Raw genomic sequence first — 16479 nt, 5'->3', positions numbered from 1 at the left:
CATGCGTCGCTGGGGTACCGAACGTGTCGTTGGCCGGCATGACCCGCAGGTCAACGAACATCACCTGGAGTCCACAGGCCTGCCGGCAGACAGCCGCTTGCGCCTGCTCAGCTTCAATATTCAGGTGGGTAACAGTACCGAGAAATATCGGCACTACCTCACGCGTGGCTGGCAGCACTTGCTGCCGCACAAGGGGCGTACCAGCAACCTGCAGAAAATCGGCGACCTGCTCAGCGACTTCGACCTGGTCGCTCTGCAGGAAGCCGACGGCGGCAGCCTGCGCTCCGGCTACATCAACCAGGTGGAACACCTTGCCCAGCTCGGTGCCTTCCCCTACTGGTACCAGCAACTCAATCGCAACCTCGGGCGCCTGGCGCAGCACAGCAATGGCGTGCTCAGTCGCTTGAAGCCGACGGTCATCGAGGATCACCCGTTGCCGGGTCCCAAGGGGCGTGGTGCGATCCTGGTGCGTTTCGGCGAAGGCCCGGAAGCCCTGGTGGTGGTGATGATGCACCTGGCGCTCGGCGGGCGTACGCGCAACCTTCAGTTGGCCTATGTGCGCGACTTGATTGGCAACTACAAGCACCAAGTGTTGATGGGGGACATGAACACCCACGCCAACGACCTGCTGCAGAACTCCCCGCTGCGTGACCTGGGCTTGCTGGCGCCACAAGTCGAAGCCACGTTTCCCAGTTGGCGCCCGCAGCGCTGTCTGGACCATATACTGCTCAGCCCGAGCCTCACACTTGAAAGTGTGCAGGTACTGGCGCAGCCCATTTCCGATCATTTGCCGGTCGCGGTGGAGATTCGTCTGCCGGGTTCGCTGACGGCTGATGCATTTCCCGCGTTGAGCCCCGGTACCGGCGGTCCTCTTGCATGAGCGACGACGCCCAGCGCTGGAAAGAAAAATACCTTAAAAGTGTCGAGCAACAAGACAAGCTCGAACGCCGCTGGGCCGCCCGCCTCGACCTGCTGCGCCGAGGGCTGGTGCGCAGCACGCTGGCGGCGGAGGGTACTGACCGCGCTGTCGATCAATGCATGAAGGAAATGCGCGATGTCGTGCGCACTGATGACATGGACGCTGCCCTGGCCGCCCTGCTGCCGCGTCTGGAAAAGGCCGTACTGGATTCCGAGCAACGCCGTGAAACCCGGGTCGACCAGATCAGTACCGCCCTCACCGCCCTGGTCGCGCAATTGCAGAAACTGCCGCTGCCCCGTGAGGTGGCGCGCCCGCTGAAGACCTTCGCCAAGCAGCTTGACGGTCGAGTCGGGCAGGCACGGGAAATCCCGCTGCTGCTCAGCGAGTTGAGCAGCCTGCAGGAACAGGCGCTGCATAACCTGGGGCCGGATGGCGAAACGCCGCGCTCCGGGCCTGGGCTATTGCAGCGCTTGTTCGGTGCCAAGGAGCTTTCGAACGAAACGCCAGCGCCCGAGCTTGAGACACCTCCTGCGCCAAAACCTGTCGCAGCCCCACCTGCTGCGCCTGAGTCTCCAGAGCCCGCGCAATCGGAGGAGCTGGCCCAGGCATTGCGGGCTTTTGCGCCATTGCCGCCAGCTACGGCCGCCTCCTTGCCTGAACCGGCGGCGCCCGTCAAGGAAGAGGCGCCGGCCAGTGTAACGTTTGAGTTCGAAGCGCCTGTTCAAGCGTCACCCGCGCCCACGCCTGACGAACCCGAGGTGCCTGAGTCGCCTGAAGCGCCCGCCGAGGACGATGCGCCCGAAAGCGCGCTCGCGGCTTTTATAGATGCGCCGCAAGACCCCGTCGATACGCCTGAGGAAACGCTGATCGGCAGCCTTTCGCTCCCGCCCGTATTGGAGACCGCAGAGCCCGACCCCGACGCCCTGCAACCGGACGGTGTCTACGCCCTGCCCGATTCGCCCGAGCCTTCCTACAGCTCGGTGGCCAAGCATATTGAAGACACCTTGCTCGGCCTGCTCGAAGACCTGTCCCTGCCCGAGCACCACCGGCCCCAAGCCGAAGCCATGCGCGAGCGCCTGGCCCATGGCTTGAACTGGTACGAGCTGCTGCCGATCCTCGATGACCTGGCGGTGCTGATGCTGGCGGTGACCGACAGCGGCCAGCATGAGTTCGAGGCTTACCTTAAACAGCTCAACGAGCGTCTTGAGGCATTCCAGGGCCATTTGCAGTTCGCCAGCGACGAGCATGCCGACAGCCGCTCCGCCGCTCGGGAGCTGGACACGCAAATTCGCGAACAGGTAGACGGCCTGCAAAGCAGCGTGCAGGAAGCCGCCGATCTGGACAGCCTCAAGCAGGTGCTGGAGAGCCACCTTGAAGGCTTGCTCGGCACCATGGACGAACACCGGCAACAGCGCGACCAACGCGAACAGGAAGTGGCTGCGCGCCTCCAGGGCCTGGCTGAGCGAGTGGCGAACATGGAGCAGGAAGCCCAGGGCTATCGTGAGCATCTGGAGATACAGCGCCAGAAGGCGCTGATCGATCCGCTCACCGGCCTGCCTAACCGCGCGGCCTGGAGTGAGCGCCTGGATCATGAGGTCAATGCCTGGCACCAGCGTGGTAACAGCCTGTCACTGGCCATGCTGGACCTCGACCACTTCAAACGCATCAACGACGGCTACGGCCATTTGGCCGGCGATAAGGTCCTGAAGATCATCGCCAATGTGCTGCGCAAGCACCTGCGCCCGACCGATTTCATTGCGCGCTTCGGCGGCGAAGAGTTTGTGTTGCTGATGCCCGACTCGGCCTTGGCGGATGCCCTGGCTGTGGGCGAAGTGTTGCGACTGGCCATTGAGGCTTGCCCGTTCCACTTCAAGGGCGAGCCCGTGACCATCACGGTATCCATGGGGATCGCGCAGTTCCAACCGGGCGAGCGCAGTGACTTGGCACTCAAGCGCGCCGATGAAGCGCTTTACAGGGCCAAGGCGGCGGGGCGTAATCGGGTGCAGGCGGCGTAAAAGATGTTCTGAATTTGTAATTTGACCGCTTGCCCGTCAGCGTTACGTTACACTGTTGCATTATCGTCCTTTGTGTAATGCCTTCTCCTATGAAATCTTTCTTCATCGCCGTTGCCGTGGTTCTGCTTGCCGGCTGCTCCAGCGGTCCGCGCCTCAATACCAGCCATCCCTCTGTGAATCACGACAATCGTGTGCAATTTGTGGTGGTGCATTACACCTCGGCCAACCTCGAGCGCTCCCTGGCGCTGCTGACCCACGGCCAGGTCAGCAGCCATTACCTGATCGGCGATGACGCATCAGGCACGATCTACAAGCTGGTTGATGAAAGCCAGCGCGCCTGGCATGCGGGGGAAAGCGAGTGGATGGGGCGTACCTGGCTCAACTCCAGCTCCATCGGCATCGAGATCGTCAACCCTGGCTATAGCGATACCCCGACCGGCCGGGTGTGGTACCCGTACTCCGAAGCGCAGGTGAAGTCGCTGGTGGTGTTGCTCAAGGACATCAGCAAGCGTAACGGTATCGAGCCCAAAAACATCATCGGGCATAGCGACATCGCGCCGCTGCGCAAATTGGACCCGGGCCCGTTGTTCCCATGGAAGCGTCTGGCCGATGAGGGCTTGGGGGTCTGGCCGGATGCCCAGGCAGTGGCTCGATTCCAGCAGCAGTACGCCGCGCAACTGCCGAGCATCACCTGGTTCCAGGAAGAACTGGCGCGCCTAGGCTACCCCACACCGCAAACCGGTGAGCTGGATGTGGCCACGCGTCACGTCATCGCAGCGTTCCAGATGCGTTTCCGCCCATCGTTGTTCGACGGCACTCCCGATGCGCAAAGTGCGGCGATCCTGCGCGCCTTGAACCAGCGCTGAAGGATAACGAGCCTTTGGTAGCGAGGGCGCCTGTTCTTACAAAGGCAAGGCCATATAGAACTGCGTTCCCTGCCCCGGCCGCGAATACACACCCATGCGGCCGCCGTGCAATTGCACGATCTCCTTGCACAGCGCCAGCCCCAGGCCGGCGCCGCCTTTCTTGCGCCCTACCTGCACGAAAGGCTCGAAGATGCGCCCTTGCTGGCCGTAGGCAATGCCTTCACCGTTGTCCTCGACGCTGATAATCACCCGTTCGCCATGACGTCGCGCCTGCAAGCGAATCTGCCCATCCTCGGCAGTGTGCCGCAGGGCGTTACCCAGCAAGTTGTCGAGTACACGCTCCAGTTGCGCCTGGTCGGCATACAGGCGTGGCAGGTCGGGCTGGGCTTCCACCACCAGTTCGATACGTTGCGCGTTCGCCGGCTCGGCGAACCGAGCCCGGGCATGTTCCAGCAGGTCGGTGACATCGCACGGCCCCAGCGTGAGTTTCTGCAGGCCGTTCTGATAGCGCGAGAAGTTGAGCAAATCGTTGATCAACTGCATCAACCGCTGCATTTCTTCGTTGACCGTATCCAGCAGGTCCGCTTCGCGTGATTCAGCCGGGAACTTGGCTCGCTCGCGGAAGAGCCCGAAGGCCATGTGCATGCCGGTTACCGGCGTTCGCAACTCGTGGGAAGCGCGCAACACGAACTCGCTGCGCACTCGCTCAAAGGCACGTTGCTCGGTGACGTCATGCAGCACCATCACCGCGCCCAGAATATGCCCCTGGGTGTGACTGACCGGGGTCAGGCTGTACGTCAGCAGGCGCAGCTCACCTTCGACTTCCACTTCCAGATCTTCCGGCGCCCGCTCCAGGTTGCCGCCGCGCAGCACCAGCTGCAGTTGTTCATCCATTTCCGGGCGGCCCAGCGCTTCGCCCAGGCCCTGGCCGAGGCGCTCTTCGTCCCAGCCCAGTTGGCGTTGCGCGACGGGATTGAGGTGTTCAAGGTGGCCTTGGCGGTCAATCATCAGCAGGCCATCGTCGATGCTGTCGAGCACCGCCTGCAACCGCTGCTGACCGGCGAGCAACTCATCGACATTGGTGGCCTGATGTTGGCGCAATGCCTCGGCCATGATGCCGAAGCGACGGGTCAATTGGTTCATTTCCGCCGCCGTCGATATCGGCAATGTCACTTCGAAATCGCCTTGCCCGATTTTATCGGCAGCCTTGGCCAGCGCTTCGATTGGCGCGCCGAATCGCCGGGCTATGCCATGGGCGGTCACAAAGCCGATGATCAGCACCGCGAGGCCAACCAGCCCCATCAAGCTGGCGATCAATAGCGCCCGTTCACGGGATTTATGCTCGCTTGTGCTGATATTTTCCAGCGCCAGCTTGTGGTGGACGATCAGCCCGTTGCGCAGGGTATTGAAGGTTTCAGTGAGCTTTTCCCTGCTGGCCGGCAGAGACGGGTTTTGCTGGGATTCGTCAAATGCCTGCAGCAGGTTCTGGTAGTCCTTGCGTGCCTGCTCGAAACCGTGGGCGTGACCGTCACGCTGTTCATGGGCTATGCCCTGGTCCAACAGGTCGAAATAGCGCTGTTTGGAGGCTTGCAGGGCGGCCGGATCAGGGCGCTTTTCGAGCATCATGATCAGTTGATCGCCCAGGCTCTGGCGCAATTTCACGCCCAGGTCGAGGGTGACGAAATTGCTGCGAATCAACGACTCCTGGGTCTTGGCCATCTGCATGACGCTGACCAGGCCCAGAATCAGCCCCAGCAGGGCCACGGTGATCAGCGCCGAGATGCTCAGGAATAACCGGGTGCGCAGTTTCATCGCGAGCTTCATGAGGTACAGCTCATAAGTTGTACTGTTTGCGTTTGCGATACAGGGTCGACGCATCGATGCCGAGGGTGCGAGCAGCCTGGTCCAGGGTATCGCTGGTGGCGAGAACGGCGCCGATATGGGCCTTTTCCAGCTCGTCCAGGCTCAGCGCCGCACCAATGCGCGGTGCGTTGTTGGTCGGTTGCTCGGCCATGCCGAGGTGACTGATCTCGACCTTCTCCTGAGGGCAGATGATGCTGGCGCGTTCCACCACGTTGCGCAGCTCCCGGATGTTGCCGGGCCAGCGATAGTTGAGCAGCGCTTCGCGCGCCTGATCGCTGAAGCCGCGCGCCGGGCGGGCATATTCCTTGACGAAACGTGCCAGGAAGCGGTCGGCCAGGGTCAGGATGTCTTCACTGCGTTCGCGCAGCGGCGGCAGGTGCAACGTGATGACGTTGAGGCGATACAGCAAATCTTCACGGAAGCGGCCGTCGCGCACCATGTCTTCCAGGTTCAGGTTGGTGGCGGCAAGAATGCGCACATCTGCGCGGCGGGTAACCGGGTCGCCCACCCGCTCGTATTCCTTATCCTGAATGAATCGCAGCAGCTTGGGTTGCAGAGTGAGCGGAAAGTCGCCGATCTCGTCGAGAAACAGCGTGCCGCCGTCTGCCTGGTTGACGCGGCCCAATGTGCTTTCGCTGGCGCCGGTAAATGCGCCGCGGCTGTGACCGAACAGTTCGCTCTCCATCAGTTCCGCGGTCAACGATGGGCAGTTGATGGTCACGCAGGATTTCTTCGAGCGTTTGCTCCAGCCGTGAATGGCCCGCGCCAGCTCGCCCTTACCGGTGCCCGACTCGCCGAGGATCAAGATATTGGCATCGGTGCCCGCTACCTGCCGTGCGGTTTCCAGTACCACCATCATGGCCGGGCTGTGGGAATCGAGGCCGTCCTTGGGCTGGCGCACCGCACCTTCCAGGGCTTCCAGCCGCGCCGAGAGCTGGCGCACTTCCAGTTGCTTGGCGGTGGCCAGGCGCAACTGGTCCGGGCTGCAGGGCTTGACCAGATAGTCGGCGGCGCCGGCCTGGATGGCATCTACCGCGGTGTCCACTGCCGAATGGGCGGTCACGATCACGACACGCATCCATGGCGCTTGAATACGCATATGAGCCAATACATCCAGGCCGTTGTCCTCGCCCAGGCGCAAGTCGAGGAAGCACAGGTCGAACACTTGGCGTTGCATCAACGCATCGGCCTGGGCTGCGCTGTTGGCGGTGGCAACGGTATAGCCTTCATCTTCCAGGCAATAGCGGAAGGTACGGAGGATCGCGGACTCGTCATCCACTAAAAGAATGCGGCCTTGAAGTTCCTTGGCTGATTCCATCTGTCCCGCGCTCCTTAACTGTGAATGTTGGTGTTTAGTCCCGGAATAATCGGGCAAGTTGCATGGTTTATTCTGATTGATAAAAGGCAACGTGGCGTAGCTATCTGCACATCTTCCTACACGCGCCGGTAAAAGGCCCGATCTAGTGGCGTTTTCATATCTTCTCGGCGCTTCGGCAATCACTCAGGCGCTTTCGATCCCTCGACCCGACCACTGGCCATCGTGCATTTCGCACGGCTGTTGGGAGGGTATCGTGCAGGATGCTGTGACGCGCACCTGTGTGTATTTCATAACTATCTGATTTCATTGGGTTTTATTTTGTAAAAAACCTGGCATGCGCTCTGCAATAGGTAGTGCATAGAGCGTCATGAACGAATAATCAGAATGCGGGAGAAAGCAGTATGACTCGCCAAAGCCTCAGCCAATTGCGTGTATCGCCGCTGTACGTGCAGCAAGGTCTGTTCGCCAGCCTGGCCTTGATGGTCACGCTGATTGCCGGCCAGCAGATGCAGCATTGGCAGCAGAGTCAGCAGCAAGCCCCGCAGTTTGAACGGCCTGTCATGACCCAGACCCACTTTCGTTCCGTTGGTAGCACGGCTGCCGATGTAACCGCCCCGCGACTGAGATTGGCAGACCAGGAGTCCACCCTGAGCGAACTGCCGGTTCAAGAACGCTGGGTGTTCTAAGCAACACAACGTCGCTCGCGCCGAGCGACCGCACGGCATCACCGCTGTTACCTCTATGAAAGCTTAAGGAGAATCACCATGTTGAGTTGGGCAATCACATTTCTGATCATCGCCATTGTGGCTGCAGTCCTGGGCTTCGGTGGTATCGCCGGTACGGCTACGGGTATCGCCAAGATTCTCTTTGTGGTCTTCCTGGTGATGTTTATCGCTTCGTTCTTCTTTGGTCGTAAAGGCCGAGGCTGAATATGACCACTCTGCCTTTTAAAGCCATTGCCGCCGCCCTGCTGTTAGGCGGCAGCGGCCTGGTGATGGCCGCCAACGACGGCCAATCCCGGGCCAATGAATTGCTCAGCGCGGACCCACAGTACCGTGAAACCTGGCAAGGCGTGGTGAAGAAAGAAGAGCGCCTGCCCGAATGGGTAATGAACCTGTCGGGTACGGCCGAGCAGATGAACGCTGTCGAAGAGGATGGCGACAAGTATCTGGTAGGGCCGCTGTGTGAAACGGCAGATACCTGCCTGAACAAGCGCCTGATCGTCGCCTTCAGCTTTGATAAGGAAGATGCCTACGCCATGTTGGTGGAAGTCCCGGCCGGCCTGCCGGCGGACAAATCCCCGACGCGGCACGCCGATTACCGTTTTATCGGTAAGCCGGATGAAGGCATGCAGAAGCTGCTGATGGAGCAGCTGAAGAAAGATCCGAATTGGTACTAGGTTCCGTCTTACGGAGCCGGCGTCCATAGAAAGAAGCCAGTTCGCTTCTTTCTGTTTGCATCGCGCACCACGCGCGATGCATGACCAGGGGGTCGGGTTGCTCTGATCGATCAGGATCGGCGCGATCTACGGGTACAGGGAGTGCCTGCGCAAGGGCCGGGTCAGGTGAAAAGCTGCGACGCAAGTTCACAAGTCCTCAAGCTTGCTGAACTTGCGGCGGGCTTATGACTCTCATTGCTCACGTATGCCGCTCATAGCTGGCATTCTTCGTTTTGCCTCTCGATAATCATTACGTAGTGTGTCGACGCGACCATCCATCGAGAAGTTTTTCCGAGCGCTACAGGCTATTTCTTACGCCAGGCCGCGGATATTCCAGGCATTTCTGCTCAACACCCCGAGTTCTCAGCTACCTCTACGCAAGCCGGAATTGGCAGCTTCACGGCCGTTTCACCCGCTTCAATGGCGGATTCGAACTGACCGTTCAGACAATTATTTTCAAAAAAAGCCATGCCGATTCGGCATAGGGTAGGCGTTTACGGCATTAGACGTCGCTGCCTTGCATGGGAATAGTTGCGCCTTTTTTCGCCTGCCAGTAAGCCATTTCGGCCACGCTGCGGTGACCTTCCATGGAGGCAGATGCTCACACTTTTTCGCTTTCGAGCGGTCCAGCTGGCGCATTTGCCTTAAGTTCACTTGAAGTAAGGGTAATGACATGAAGAAGGCAAAGCTAAGCCTCGCCTGGCAGATCCTCATCGGTTTGGTGCTGGGGATCGCGATCGGTGCAGTGCTCAACCATTTCAGTGCTGAAAAGGCCTGGTGGATCAGCAACGTGCTGCAGCCGGCAGGCGATATCTTTATCCGCCTGATCAAGATGATCGTCATCCCAATCGTGATTTCCTCGCTGATCGTCGGCATTGCCGGTGTGGGTGACGCGAAAAAGCTGGGCCGCATCGGCGTCAAGACCATCCTCTACTTTGAAGTCGTCACCACCATTGCCATCGTGGTCGGCCTGTTGCTGGCCAACCTGTTCCATCCGGGCGCGGGCATCGACATGAGTACCCTGGGCACTGTCGATATCTCCAAATACCAGGCCACCGCCGCCGAAGTGCAGCATGAGCACGCGTTCATCGAGACCATTCTCAACCTGATCCCGTCGAACATCTTCGCGGCCGTCGCCCGTGGCGAGATGCTGCCGATCATCTTCTTCTCCGTGCTGTTCGGCCTGGGCTTGTCGAGCCTCAAGCCGGAACTGCGCGAGCCTTTGGTGACCATGTTCCAGGGCGTGTCCGAGAGCATGTTCAAAGTCACTCACATGATCATGAAGTACGCCCCTATCGGTGTATTTGCGCTGATCGCGGTGACGGTCGCCAACTTCGGCTTCGCCTCGCTGCTGCCATTGGCCAAGCTGGTGATCCTGGTTTACGTCGCGATTCTGTTCTTCGCGTTTGCGGTGCTGGGCCTGATCGCCCGCCTGTTCGGTTTCTCGATCCTCAAGCTGATGCGCATCTTCAAAGATGAGCTGGTGCTTGCCTACTCCACCGCCAGTTCCGAAACCGTGCTGCCGCGTGTGATCGAGAAGATGGAAGCCTATGGCGCGCCAAAGGCGATCTGCAGCTTCGTGGTGCCGACGGGTTATTCGTTCAATCTCGATGGTTCGACCCTGTACCAGAGCATCGCCGCGATCTTCATTGCCCAGCTGTACGGCATCGACCTGTCGATCGGCCAACAACTGATGCTGGTGCTGACCCTGATGGTCACCTCCAAAGGCATCGCCGGCGTTCCGGGTGTGTCCTTCGTGGTGCTGCTGGCTACCCTGGGCAGCGTGGGCATTCCATTGGAAGGCCTGGCGTTTATCGCAGGTGTCGACCGTGTGATGGACATGGCGCGTACCGCGCTGAACGTGATCGGCAACGCCCTGGCGGTGCTGGTTATCTCTCGCTGGGAAGGCATGTACGACGATGCCAAGGGCGAGCGCTATTGGAATTCGCTGCCGCACTGGCGCAGCAAAGAGGCGCTGCCGGCCGGCGAGATCACTCGCGGCTGATCGCTCGATTGCGCTGACACAAACCCCGGATAATTCCGGGGTTTGTCGTTTCTGCCAGCCCCGCTATCATTCGCCCCATCTTTCGGGGGATTTAACTGATGCTCAATGGCCTGTGGCTTGGCTTCTTTGTGGTGGCAATGGTGTCAGCACTGGCGCAATGGCTGGTGGGCGGTAACGCCGGGATTTTTGCGGCGATGGTGGAAAGCATTTTCGCCATGGCCAAATTGTCGGTGGAGGTCATGGTGCTCTTGTTCGGCACCCTGACACTGTGGCTGGGCTTTCTGCGTATCGCCGAAAAAGCCGGGATCGTCGACTGGCTGGCCAAGGCCCTGGGCCCGCTGTTTCGTCGCCTGATGCCGGAAGTGCCCGCCGGTCACCCAGCCATCGGCTTGATCACCCTCAACTTCGCCGCCAACGGCCTGGGCCTGGACAACGCCGCCACGCCCATCGGCCTCAAGGCCATGAAAGCGCTGCAGGAACTCAACCCCATCCCCAATACGGCCAGCAACGCACAGATCCTGTTCCTGGTGCTCAATGCGTCCTCGCTGACGCTGTTGCCGGTGACCATCTTCATGTACCGCGCCCAGCAAGGCGCTGCCGACCCGACGCTGGTGTTCCTGCCGATCCTGTTGGCCACCAGCGCCTCGACGCTGGTGGGCCTGCTGTCGGTAGCGGTGATGCAGCGCCTGCGCTTGTGGGACCCGGTCGTGCTCGCCTACCTGATTCCCGGCGCGTTGGTGCTGGGTGGCTTCATGGCGTTGCTGGCGACCCTGTCCGCCACGGCGCTGGCCGGGTTGTCTTCGATCCTTGGCAACCTCACGTTGTTTGGCTTGATCATGCTGTTCCTGGTGATCGGCGCCTTGCGCAAGGTCAAGGTGTATGAGGCCTTTGTCGAAGGCGCCAAGGAAGGCTTTGACGTTGCCAAGAACCTGCTGCCCTATCTGGTGGCGATGCTCTGTGCGGTGGGCGTGTTGCGTGCCTCCGGGGCCCTTGACTTCGGCCTGGAAGGGATTCGCCATGTGGTGGCCTGGACCGGCATGGACACGCGGTTTGTCGACGCGCTGCCCACCGCGATGGTCAAGCCGTTCTCCGGCAGCGCGGCGCGGGCGATGTTGATCGAGACCATGCAGACCCAGGGGGTGGACAGTTTCCCGGCGTTGGTGGCGGCGACGATCCAGGGCAGTACCGAGACCACGTTTTATGTGTTGGCGGTGTACTTCGGGTCGGTGGGCATCCAGCGGGCGCGGCATGCGGTGGGGTGTGCGTTGTTGGCGGAGTTCGCGGGGGTCGTGGCGGCTATTGCGGTGTGCTACTGGTTCTTTGGTTGAGGCTTGGATTGCTACCGGGGGCAAGCCCCCTCCCACATGTTGATCTGTGAATGCATTCAAATTGTGGGAGGGGGCTTGCCCCCGATGAGGCCCTCAACCTTTAGGTGTAGTGTTGCCTTGCGCCACGACCCAACCCACTACCTGCTTATTCAGCTGATCCCCGGCTTGCCCAAAAGCCGCCACCACCGAAGGCACCTTGGTATCCCCCACCGGCTGCCTCACCTCAAACCGCCGACTGGCAATGATCCTTTGATCGCTGCCGCGCACCAGCCGAGCATCCAGCCGAATCACCACCTCCACTGCCGTGCCGTGGTATTCGCTCTGAAACGCCTGCAACTGGCCACCCAGCTCATAGTCCGCCTGCAGGTTGGTCTCGTCGGTACTCAGCAGCGTCACCCGGCCGTCACGCTGGAAGCCATCCAGCAGACGGTTGCGCAACAGCACCGGCGCCGGATCGCTCCAGCGCGCGTTGGCATAGCTGCTGATCAAATCGCCATTGGGCACCACCGCGATGCGTGGGCTGTCGAGAAATTCGCTGGTCTGTGGCTTGGTCACACGCAATGACCAGCTCACCGGCGCGCCTTGACTGACGGGCTGGGTGGAGGCCAGGCGGTACACGTCGGACGGGTCCGGCTTGGGCAGGATCGAGCACGCGCTCATCAATGCAAAAGCCAAGGGGGCGATCATTCGGTAAGCACGCTTCATGGCGTGAACTCCTTGTTCTTGTCACTGCCCAGCAGGTAACCGCTGGGGTTGGCTTCCAGACGGCGGGAGATGGCGCGCAGGGATCCGAGGGTTTCGCGCAGTTCGCGCACGGCCGGCGCCAGTTCATTGAGGCCCTGCAGGCCGCTGTTCACCGAGTCCTTGTTGTTGGCCAGTAACGTATTGAGGGTGGCAGTGCTTTGCTCAAGGGATTTCATCGCCTGCTCCGCACTGCCAAAGGCTTGCTTGCCTTGGTCGTTGAGCAAGCCGTTGGCGTTGCGCATCAATACGGTGGTCTGTTCCAGCGCGCCGCCGGCCTGCTTGCTCACTTGCATCAATTGCTGCATCACCACTTTGATGTCGCCGCGCTGTTCTGCGATGGCGCCGGTGGTTTGCTGCAGATTGTCCAGGGTGGTGCTCAAGCGTTCGACGTTTTCCCGCGAGAACAGCTGGTTGGCGTTATGCAGCAGCAGGTTGATGCTGGTCATCAGGTCGTTGCTGTTATTGAGCAGGCGTGCGATGGGCGACGGCGACGCGATGATTTCCGGCAGGTTGCCATCCTTGCCCTTGAGTTCCGGGCTTTGCGGGGTGCCGCCGCTGAGTTGGATGATCGAAGTGCCGGTGATACCGGTCAGTGCCAGTTTGGCCTGGGTGTCTTCCTTGATCGGCGTTTGCCCGGCCAGGCGGATGCGCGCCAGCACGCGGCGCGGGTCCTTGGGGTCCAGGCGCAGGCTGGTGACATCGCCCACCTTGATCCCGCTGTACTGCACCGAACTGCCCTGGGACAGGCCGCTGACCGCTTCGTTGAACACCACCTCATAGTCCCTAAAGGCGCTGTCGACGCTGGACTTGGCCAGCCACAGGCCGAACAGCATCGCGCCAACCACCACTATTACGCTGAACAGTCCGATCATCACATGATGGGCTCGGGTTTCCATGTCATACCTCGTTGAGCGATTGAGCGGCATCCAATGCCGCGCGGCCTCGGGGGCCGTGGAAATATTCGTGGATCCAGGCGTCGTCGGTTTCCGAGACGACATCGATGGCGTCCGCCACCAGGACTTTCTTCTGTGCCAGCACCGCCACGCGGTCGGTGATGGTGTACAGCGTGTCGAGGTCGTGGGTGACCAGGAACACACTCAAGCCCAGCGCATCGCGCAGGGTCAGAATCAGTTGGTCGAATTGCGCCGCGCCAATCGGGTCAAGGCCGGCGGTGGGTTCGTCGAGAAACAGGATGTCCGGGTCCAGGGCCAGCGCACGCGCCAGGGCGGCGCGCTTGATCATGCCGCCGGACAGCGACGCCGGGTACTTGTCGGCCGCCGACAACGGCAGCCCGGCCAGGGCCAGTTTGACCGCCGCCAGATGCTCGGCGTCGGCGCGGCTGAGCCCGGCGTGCTCGATCAACGGCAAAGCGACGTTCTCGGTGACGGTCAGCGAGGAAAACAAGGCGCCCTTCTGGAACAGTACGCCGAAGCGTCGTTCCACCAGTGAGCGCTCATGCTCGGACAGACTCGGCAGGTTCTTGCCGAACACTCGCACTTGCCCCTCGCTGGGCCGCCGCAGGCCGACGATGCTGCGCAGCAACACCGACTTGCCGCTGCCGGAGCCGCCGACCACCGCCAGAATCTCGCCCTTGTACAAATCCAGGTCGAGGTGCTCGTGCACGCTCTGGCTGCCAAAGCGGTTGCACAGGCCGCGAACCTCAATCACCGCCTCAGTGGGCGCTCGATGCACGCGATTCACCAGCCCATCTCCATGAAAAACATTGCCGCGACCGCGTCCAGCACGATCACCACGAAAATCGACTGCACCACGCTGGAGGTGGTGTGCGCGCCGACCGACTCGGCACTGCCGCTGACCTTGAAGCCTTCCAGGCAACCGATCGCGGCGATCAGGAACGCGAAGATCGGCGCTTTCACCATGCCTACCAGAAAATGCTGCACGCCGATGTCCGATTGCAGCAGCGACAGAAACATCGCCGGCGAAATATCCAGGGCCACCGCACACACCACTCCGCCGCCGACAATCCCCGAGAGCATCGCCAGGAATGTCAGCATCGGCAGCGCCACCAGCAACGCCAGGACCCGCGGCAGCACCAGCAGCTCCATCGGGTCCAGGCCCAGGGTGCGGATGGCGTCGATTTCTTCGTTGGCCTTCATCGAGCCGATTTGTGCGGTAAAGGCGCTGGCCGTGCGGCCGGCGATCAGAATGGCGGTGAGCAACACGCCGAATTCGCGCAGGAATGAGAACGCCACCAGGTCCACGGTGAAGATCGTCGCGCCGAAGCTCTTGAGCACGGTGGCGCCGAGGAACGCCACGACAGCGCCGACCAGAAAGGTCAGCAGCGCGACGATAGGCGCGGCGTCGAGGCCGGTCTGTTCGATATGCGCGACCACCGGCGTCAGGCGCCAGCGCTTGGGCCGCAGGATGCCGCGCACGAAGGTTTCGAGGATCAGGCCGATGAAGCCCAACAGTTTCATCCCGTCTTGCCAGACGGTGTCCACGGCGCGGCCGATGCGCGCCAACAGTTGGATGCCGGCGCCCTCTTCCGGCTCTTTGAGCGGGACGCAAAAATCATTCAGCGAGCGGTAGACCGTCTTGAGCAGTGCCCGGTCGGCGGCGGACAGACTGCAATCGGTCTGCTCGGCGGAGCGTTCGATACGGTCGGGGCCGAGCAACTCCACCAGCAGCGACGCGCCGGCGGTATCCAGAGCACCGAGGCCGTTAAGGTCGATGTGCGCGCCGGCGTCGTATTGGCCGTCGAGGGTGTTCGACAGCTTCTTCAGGTTTGCATAGTGGGCAAGCGTCCAGTCACCGGTAATGCGCAGCAACGGCGGTGTGCTGGACGTATCGAGTTGGGCCGCGCCGGCTGTGGTGGGAGTGGTCATAAGCTCCGAGCGTGTTTGGCTATCCATAATTGCTACGTAATAGCACGATCGGGCCTACTCCGGGTTGTCCGTTTGTGCTGAGTCGATGACGTTAAAGCGCAGCACGCCAATGACTTGCCCGTCTTCGGTGAGCACCCGCACCTGCCAGCGGCCTACCGCATCCGCCGGGAAGTTCTGCTTGTGCGTCCAGGCGCGGTAGCCTTCCTTGCGGCCGCCGTGGATATCCAGGGCAATGCGGTCGACTTCCTGGCCGTTGAATTTCCACACATGGTAGATCCGCTCATCGAGGCCGCGCGGCGCGTTGATTGCGGTATAGGCGTACAGCCCGCCGCTGCGCAGTTGGGCGGCGGTGACTTGCTTGAGGTCGTCGCCCGGTGTGCGGTCTTGCAGCTGGGTGCTGATGGCCACTTCGGTCATCCACAGGGTGGCAGGTGGCACCCAGCTACGCAGCAGCCAGCCGGCGCAGCCAATCGCGGCCGTTACTCCCAGCAGCATCACCCAGCCTTTGACGCTGCGCAGCGGCAGGCTGGCGGCCAGGCTCGGAATCGACAGTGCCATGGCGACGCCCAGTGCCAGCTTGTAACTCTCGGCGGTGGTCAAGTGCAGAATGATCGGCAGCGCGGTCAGCAGCGCGGCGAATAATGTCAGCGTATGCAAGGCGAGGAACAGCGAGCGCTTGGGCGCCAGCCACCTGTAATACAGTGGGTCGATGATCGAGACCAACGCCGCCGCGCCGAGCAGGCCGGTGAACACCGATTGGCCGCTGTTCCAGGCCGTGGTGACGAAAAAGAACGGCAACACGAAAAACAGACTTTCCTGGTGGATCATCTGCGTGGCATAGCGCAGCAGCGGTTCCGGTATCTCGCGGTTGAACAGCCTGGTGAACAGTTGCGTGAAGCTGTTTTCCAGCATCAGCCACAACCAGCTCACCAGCAGGATCACGGCGATCCAGCTGGCCATGCCCTGCTGGCGGTCCACCAGGATGAAGCTGCCCACACCCGAGATGAAGCCGCCGAGTGCGATCACCCCCGGGTAGCGCTTGATCAGTTCTATGACGCGCTGGATAAGGGGCGGCAGGTTCGGCATGGGCGGTTCACAAAGTGTGTGGGAGAAATCTCAGACAGAATAACGTCTTGG

The 16479-nt window shown here is 61.3% G+C and carries 15 protein-coding genes; 8 read left to right on the top strand and 7 right to left on the bottom strand.

All coding sequences use genetic code 11. From position 1 onward, the window contains the following. Position 1 precedes the first annotated feature (1 nt). From PspCFBP13528_RS00155 to PspCFBP13528_RS00145, 3 genes are all read left to right on the top strand, one after another. Positions 2-880, top strand: coding sequence for an endonuclease/exonuclease/phosphatase family protein (locus tag PspCFBP13528_RS00155; RefSeq protein WP_065953404.1), 879 nt, complete (start codon positions 2-4; stop codon positions 878-880). After that, positions 877-2934, top strand: coding sequence for a GGDEF domain-containing protein (locus PspCFBP13528_RS00150; protein WP_137199446.1), 2058 nt, complete (start codon positions 877-879; stop codon positions 2932-2934). Before PspCFBP13528_RS00155 ends, PspCFBP13528_RS00150 begins: the two co-directional genes overlap by 4 nt. 89 nt (positions 2935-3023) lie before the next feature. Beyond that, the gene (locus tag PspCFBP13528_RS00145; protein ID WP_101220822.1) at positions 3024-3800 is read left to right on the top strand and encodes an N-acetylmuramoyl-L-alanine amidase; all 777 of its coding nucleotides are present in this window, start codon (positions 3024-3026) and stop codon (positions 3798-3800) included. 36 nt (positions 3801-3836) lie between these two features. On the opposite strand, the gene PspCFBP13528_RS00140 is transcribed toward PspCFBP13528_RS00145, so the two are convergent. Both PspCFBP13528_RS00140 and algB read right to left on the bottom strand, forming a co-directional pair. Further along, a complete protein-coding gene (locus PspCFBP13528_RS00140; protein ID WP_065953407.1) occupies positions 3837-5624 on the bottom strand; it encodes an ATP-binding protein in 1788 nt (595 codons plus the stop codon). Positions 5625-5634: 10 nt separating this feature from the next. Next, positions 5635-6981 carry a sigma-54-dependent response regulator transcription factor AlgB gene (gene algB, locus PspCFBP13528_RS00135; protein WP_057725682.1) on the bottom strand — a complete coding sequence of 449 codons (1347 nt, stop codon included), beginning with the start codon at positions 6979-6981 and terminating at the stop codon, positions 5635-5637. Positions 6982-7382: 401 nt separating this feature from the next. Here algB and PspCFBP13528_RS00130 point away from each other — a divergent pair, with 401 nt between their 5' ends. The 5 genes from PspCFBP13528_RS00130 (at position 7383) to PspCFBP13528_RS00110 (ending at position 11752) form a co-directional block, all read left to right on the top strand. Further along, positions 7383-7667, top strand: a complete 285-nt coding sequence (locus tag PspCFBP13528_RS00130) for a hypothetical protein (protein ID WP_137199445.1) — start codon at positions 7383-7385, stop codon at positions 7665-7667. Positions 7668-7745: 78 nt separating this feature from the next. Then, positions 7746-7910, top strand: a complete 165-nt coding sequence (locus tag PspCFBP13528_RS00125) for a DUF1328 domain-containing protein (RefSeq protein ID WP_003187386.1) — start codon at positions 7746-7748, stop codon at positions 7908-7910. A gap of 2 nt (positions 7911-7912) precedes the next feature. Further along, positions 7913-8380, top strand: coding sequence for an inhibitor of vertebrate lysozyme family protein (locus PspCFBP13528_RS00120; protein ID WP_065953409.1), 468 nt, complete (start codon positions 7913-7915; stop codon positions 8378-8380). A gap of 712 nt (positions 8381-9092) precedes the next feature. Beyond that, positions 9093-10424 (top strand): glutamate/aspartate:proton symporter GltP, encoded by a 1332-nt coding sequence (gltP, locus tag PspCFBP13528_RS00115; protein ID WP_057725679.1) that lies wholly within the window; start codon positions 9093-9095, stop codon positions 10422-10424. A 98-nt stretch (positions 10425-10522) separates the two neighbouring features. Continuing rightward, entirely contained in the window at positions 10523-11752 is a 1230-nt protein-coding gene (locus PspCFBP13528_RS00110) for a spore maturation protein (protein ID WP_005783476.1), read from the top strand. 93 nt (positions 11753-11845) lie between these two features. Here PspCFBP13528_RS00110 and PspCFBP13528_RS00105 read toward each other — a convergent pair whose 3' ends face one another. From PspCFBP13528_RS00105 to PspCFBP13528_RS00085, 5 genes are read right to left on the bottom strand one after another with little or no spacing between them, the layout of a single operon-like run. Continuing rightward, positions 11846-12457: an ABC-type transport auxiliary lipoprotein family protein gene (locus PspCFBP13528_RS00105; protein WP_101220818.1), complete on the bottom strand. Its 612-nt coding sequence runs from the start codon at positions 12455-12457 to the stop codon at positions 11846-11848. After that, a complete protein-coding gene (locus tag PspCFBP13528_RS00100; protein ID WP_065953412.1) occupies positions 12454-13392 on the bottom strand; it encodes an MlaD family protein in 939 nt (312 codons plus the stop codon). Before PspCFBP13528_RS00100 ends, PspCFBP13528_RS00105 begins: the two co-directional genes overlap by 4 nt. Before the next feature lies 1 nt (position 13393). Further along, the gene (locus tag PspCFBP13528_RS00095; RefSeq protein ID WP_164484675.1) at positions 13394-14188 is read right to left on the bottom strand and encodes an ATP-binding cassette domain-containing protein; all 795 of its coding nucleotides are present in this window, start codon (positions 14186-14188) and stop codon (positions 13394-13396) included. A gap of 5 nt (positions 14189-14193) precedes the next feature. Next, entirely contained in the window at positions 14194-15342 is a 1149-nt protein-coding gene (locus PspCFBP13528_RS00090; RefSeq protein WP_137199444.1) for an ABC transporter permease, read from the bottom strand. A gap of 54 nt (positions 15343-15396) precedes the next feature. After that, positions 15397-16428 carry a DUF5924 family protein gene (locus tag PspCFBP13528_RS00085; RefSeq protein WP_065953415.1) on the bottom strand — a complete coding sequence of 344 codons (1032 nt, stop codon included), beginning with the start codon at positions 16426-16428 and terminating at the stop codon, positions 15397-15399. Positions 16429-16479: the final 51 nt, after the last annotated feature.

The sequence above is a fragment of the Pseudomonas sp. CFBP13528 genome, assembly GCF_005233615.1.
GTDB classification, from domain to species: domain Bacteria; phylum Pseudomonadota; class Gammaproteobacteria; order Pseudomonadales; family Pseudomonadaceae; genus Aquipseudomonas; species Aquipseudomonas fluorescens_AM.
This window is presented reverse-complemented; position numbering and strand designations above follow the sequence as displayed.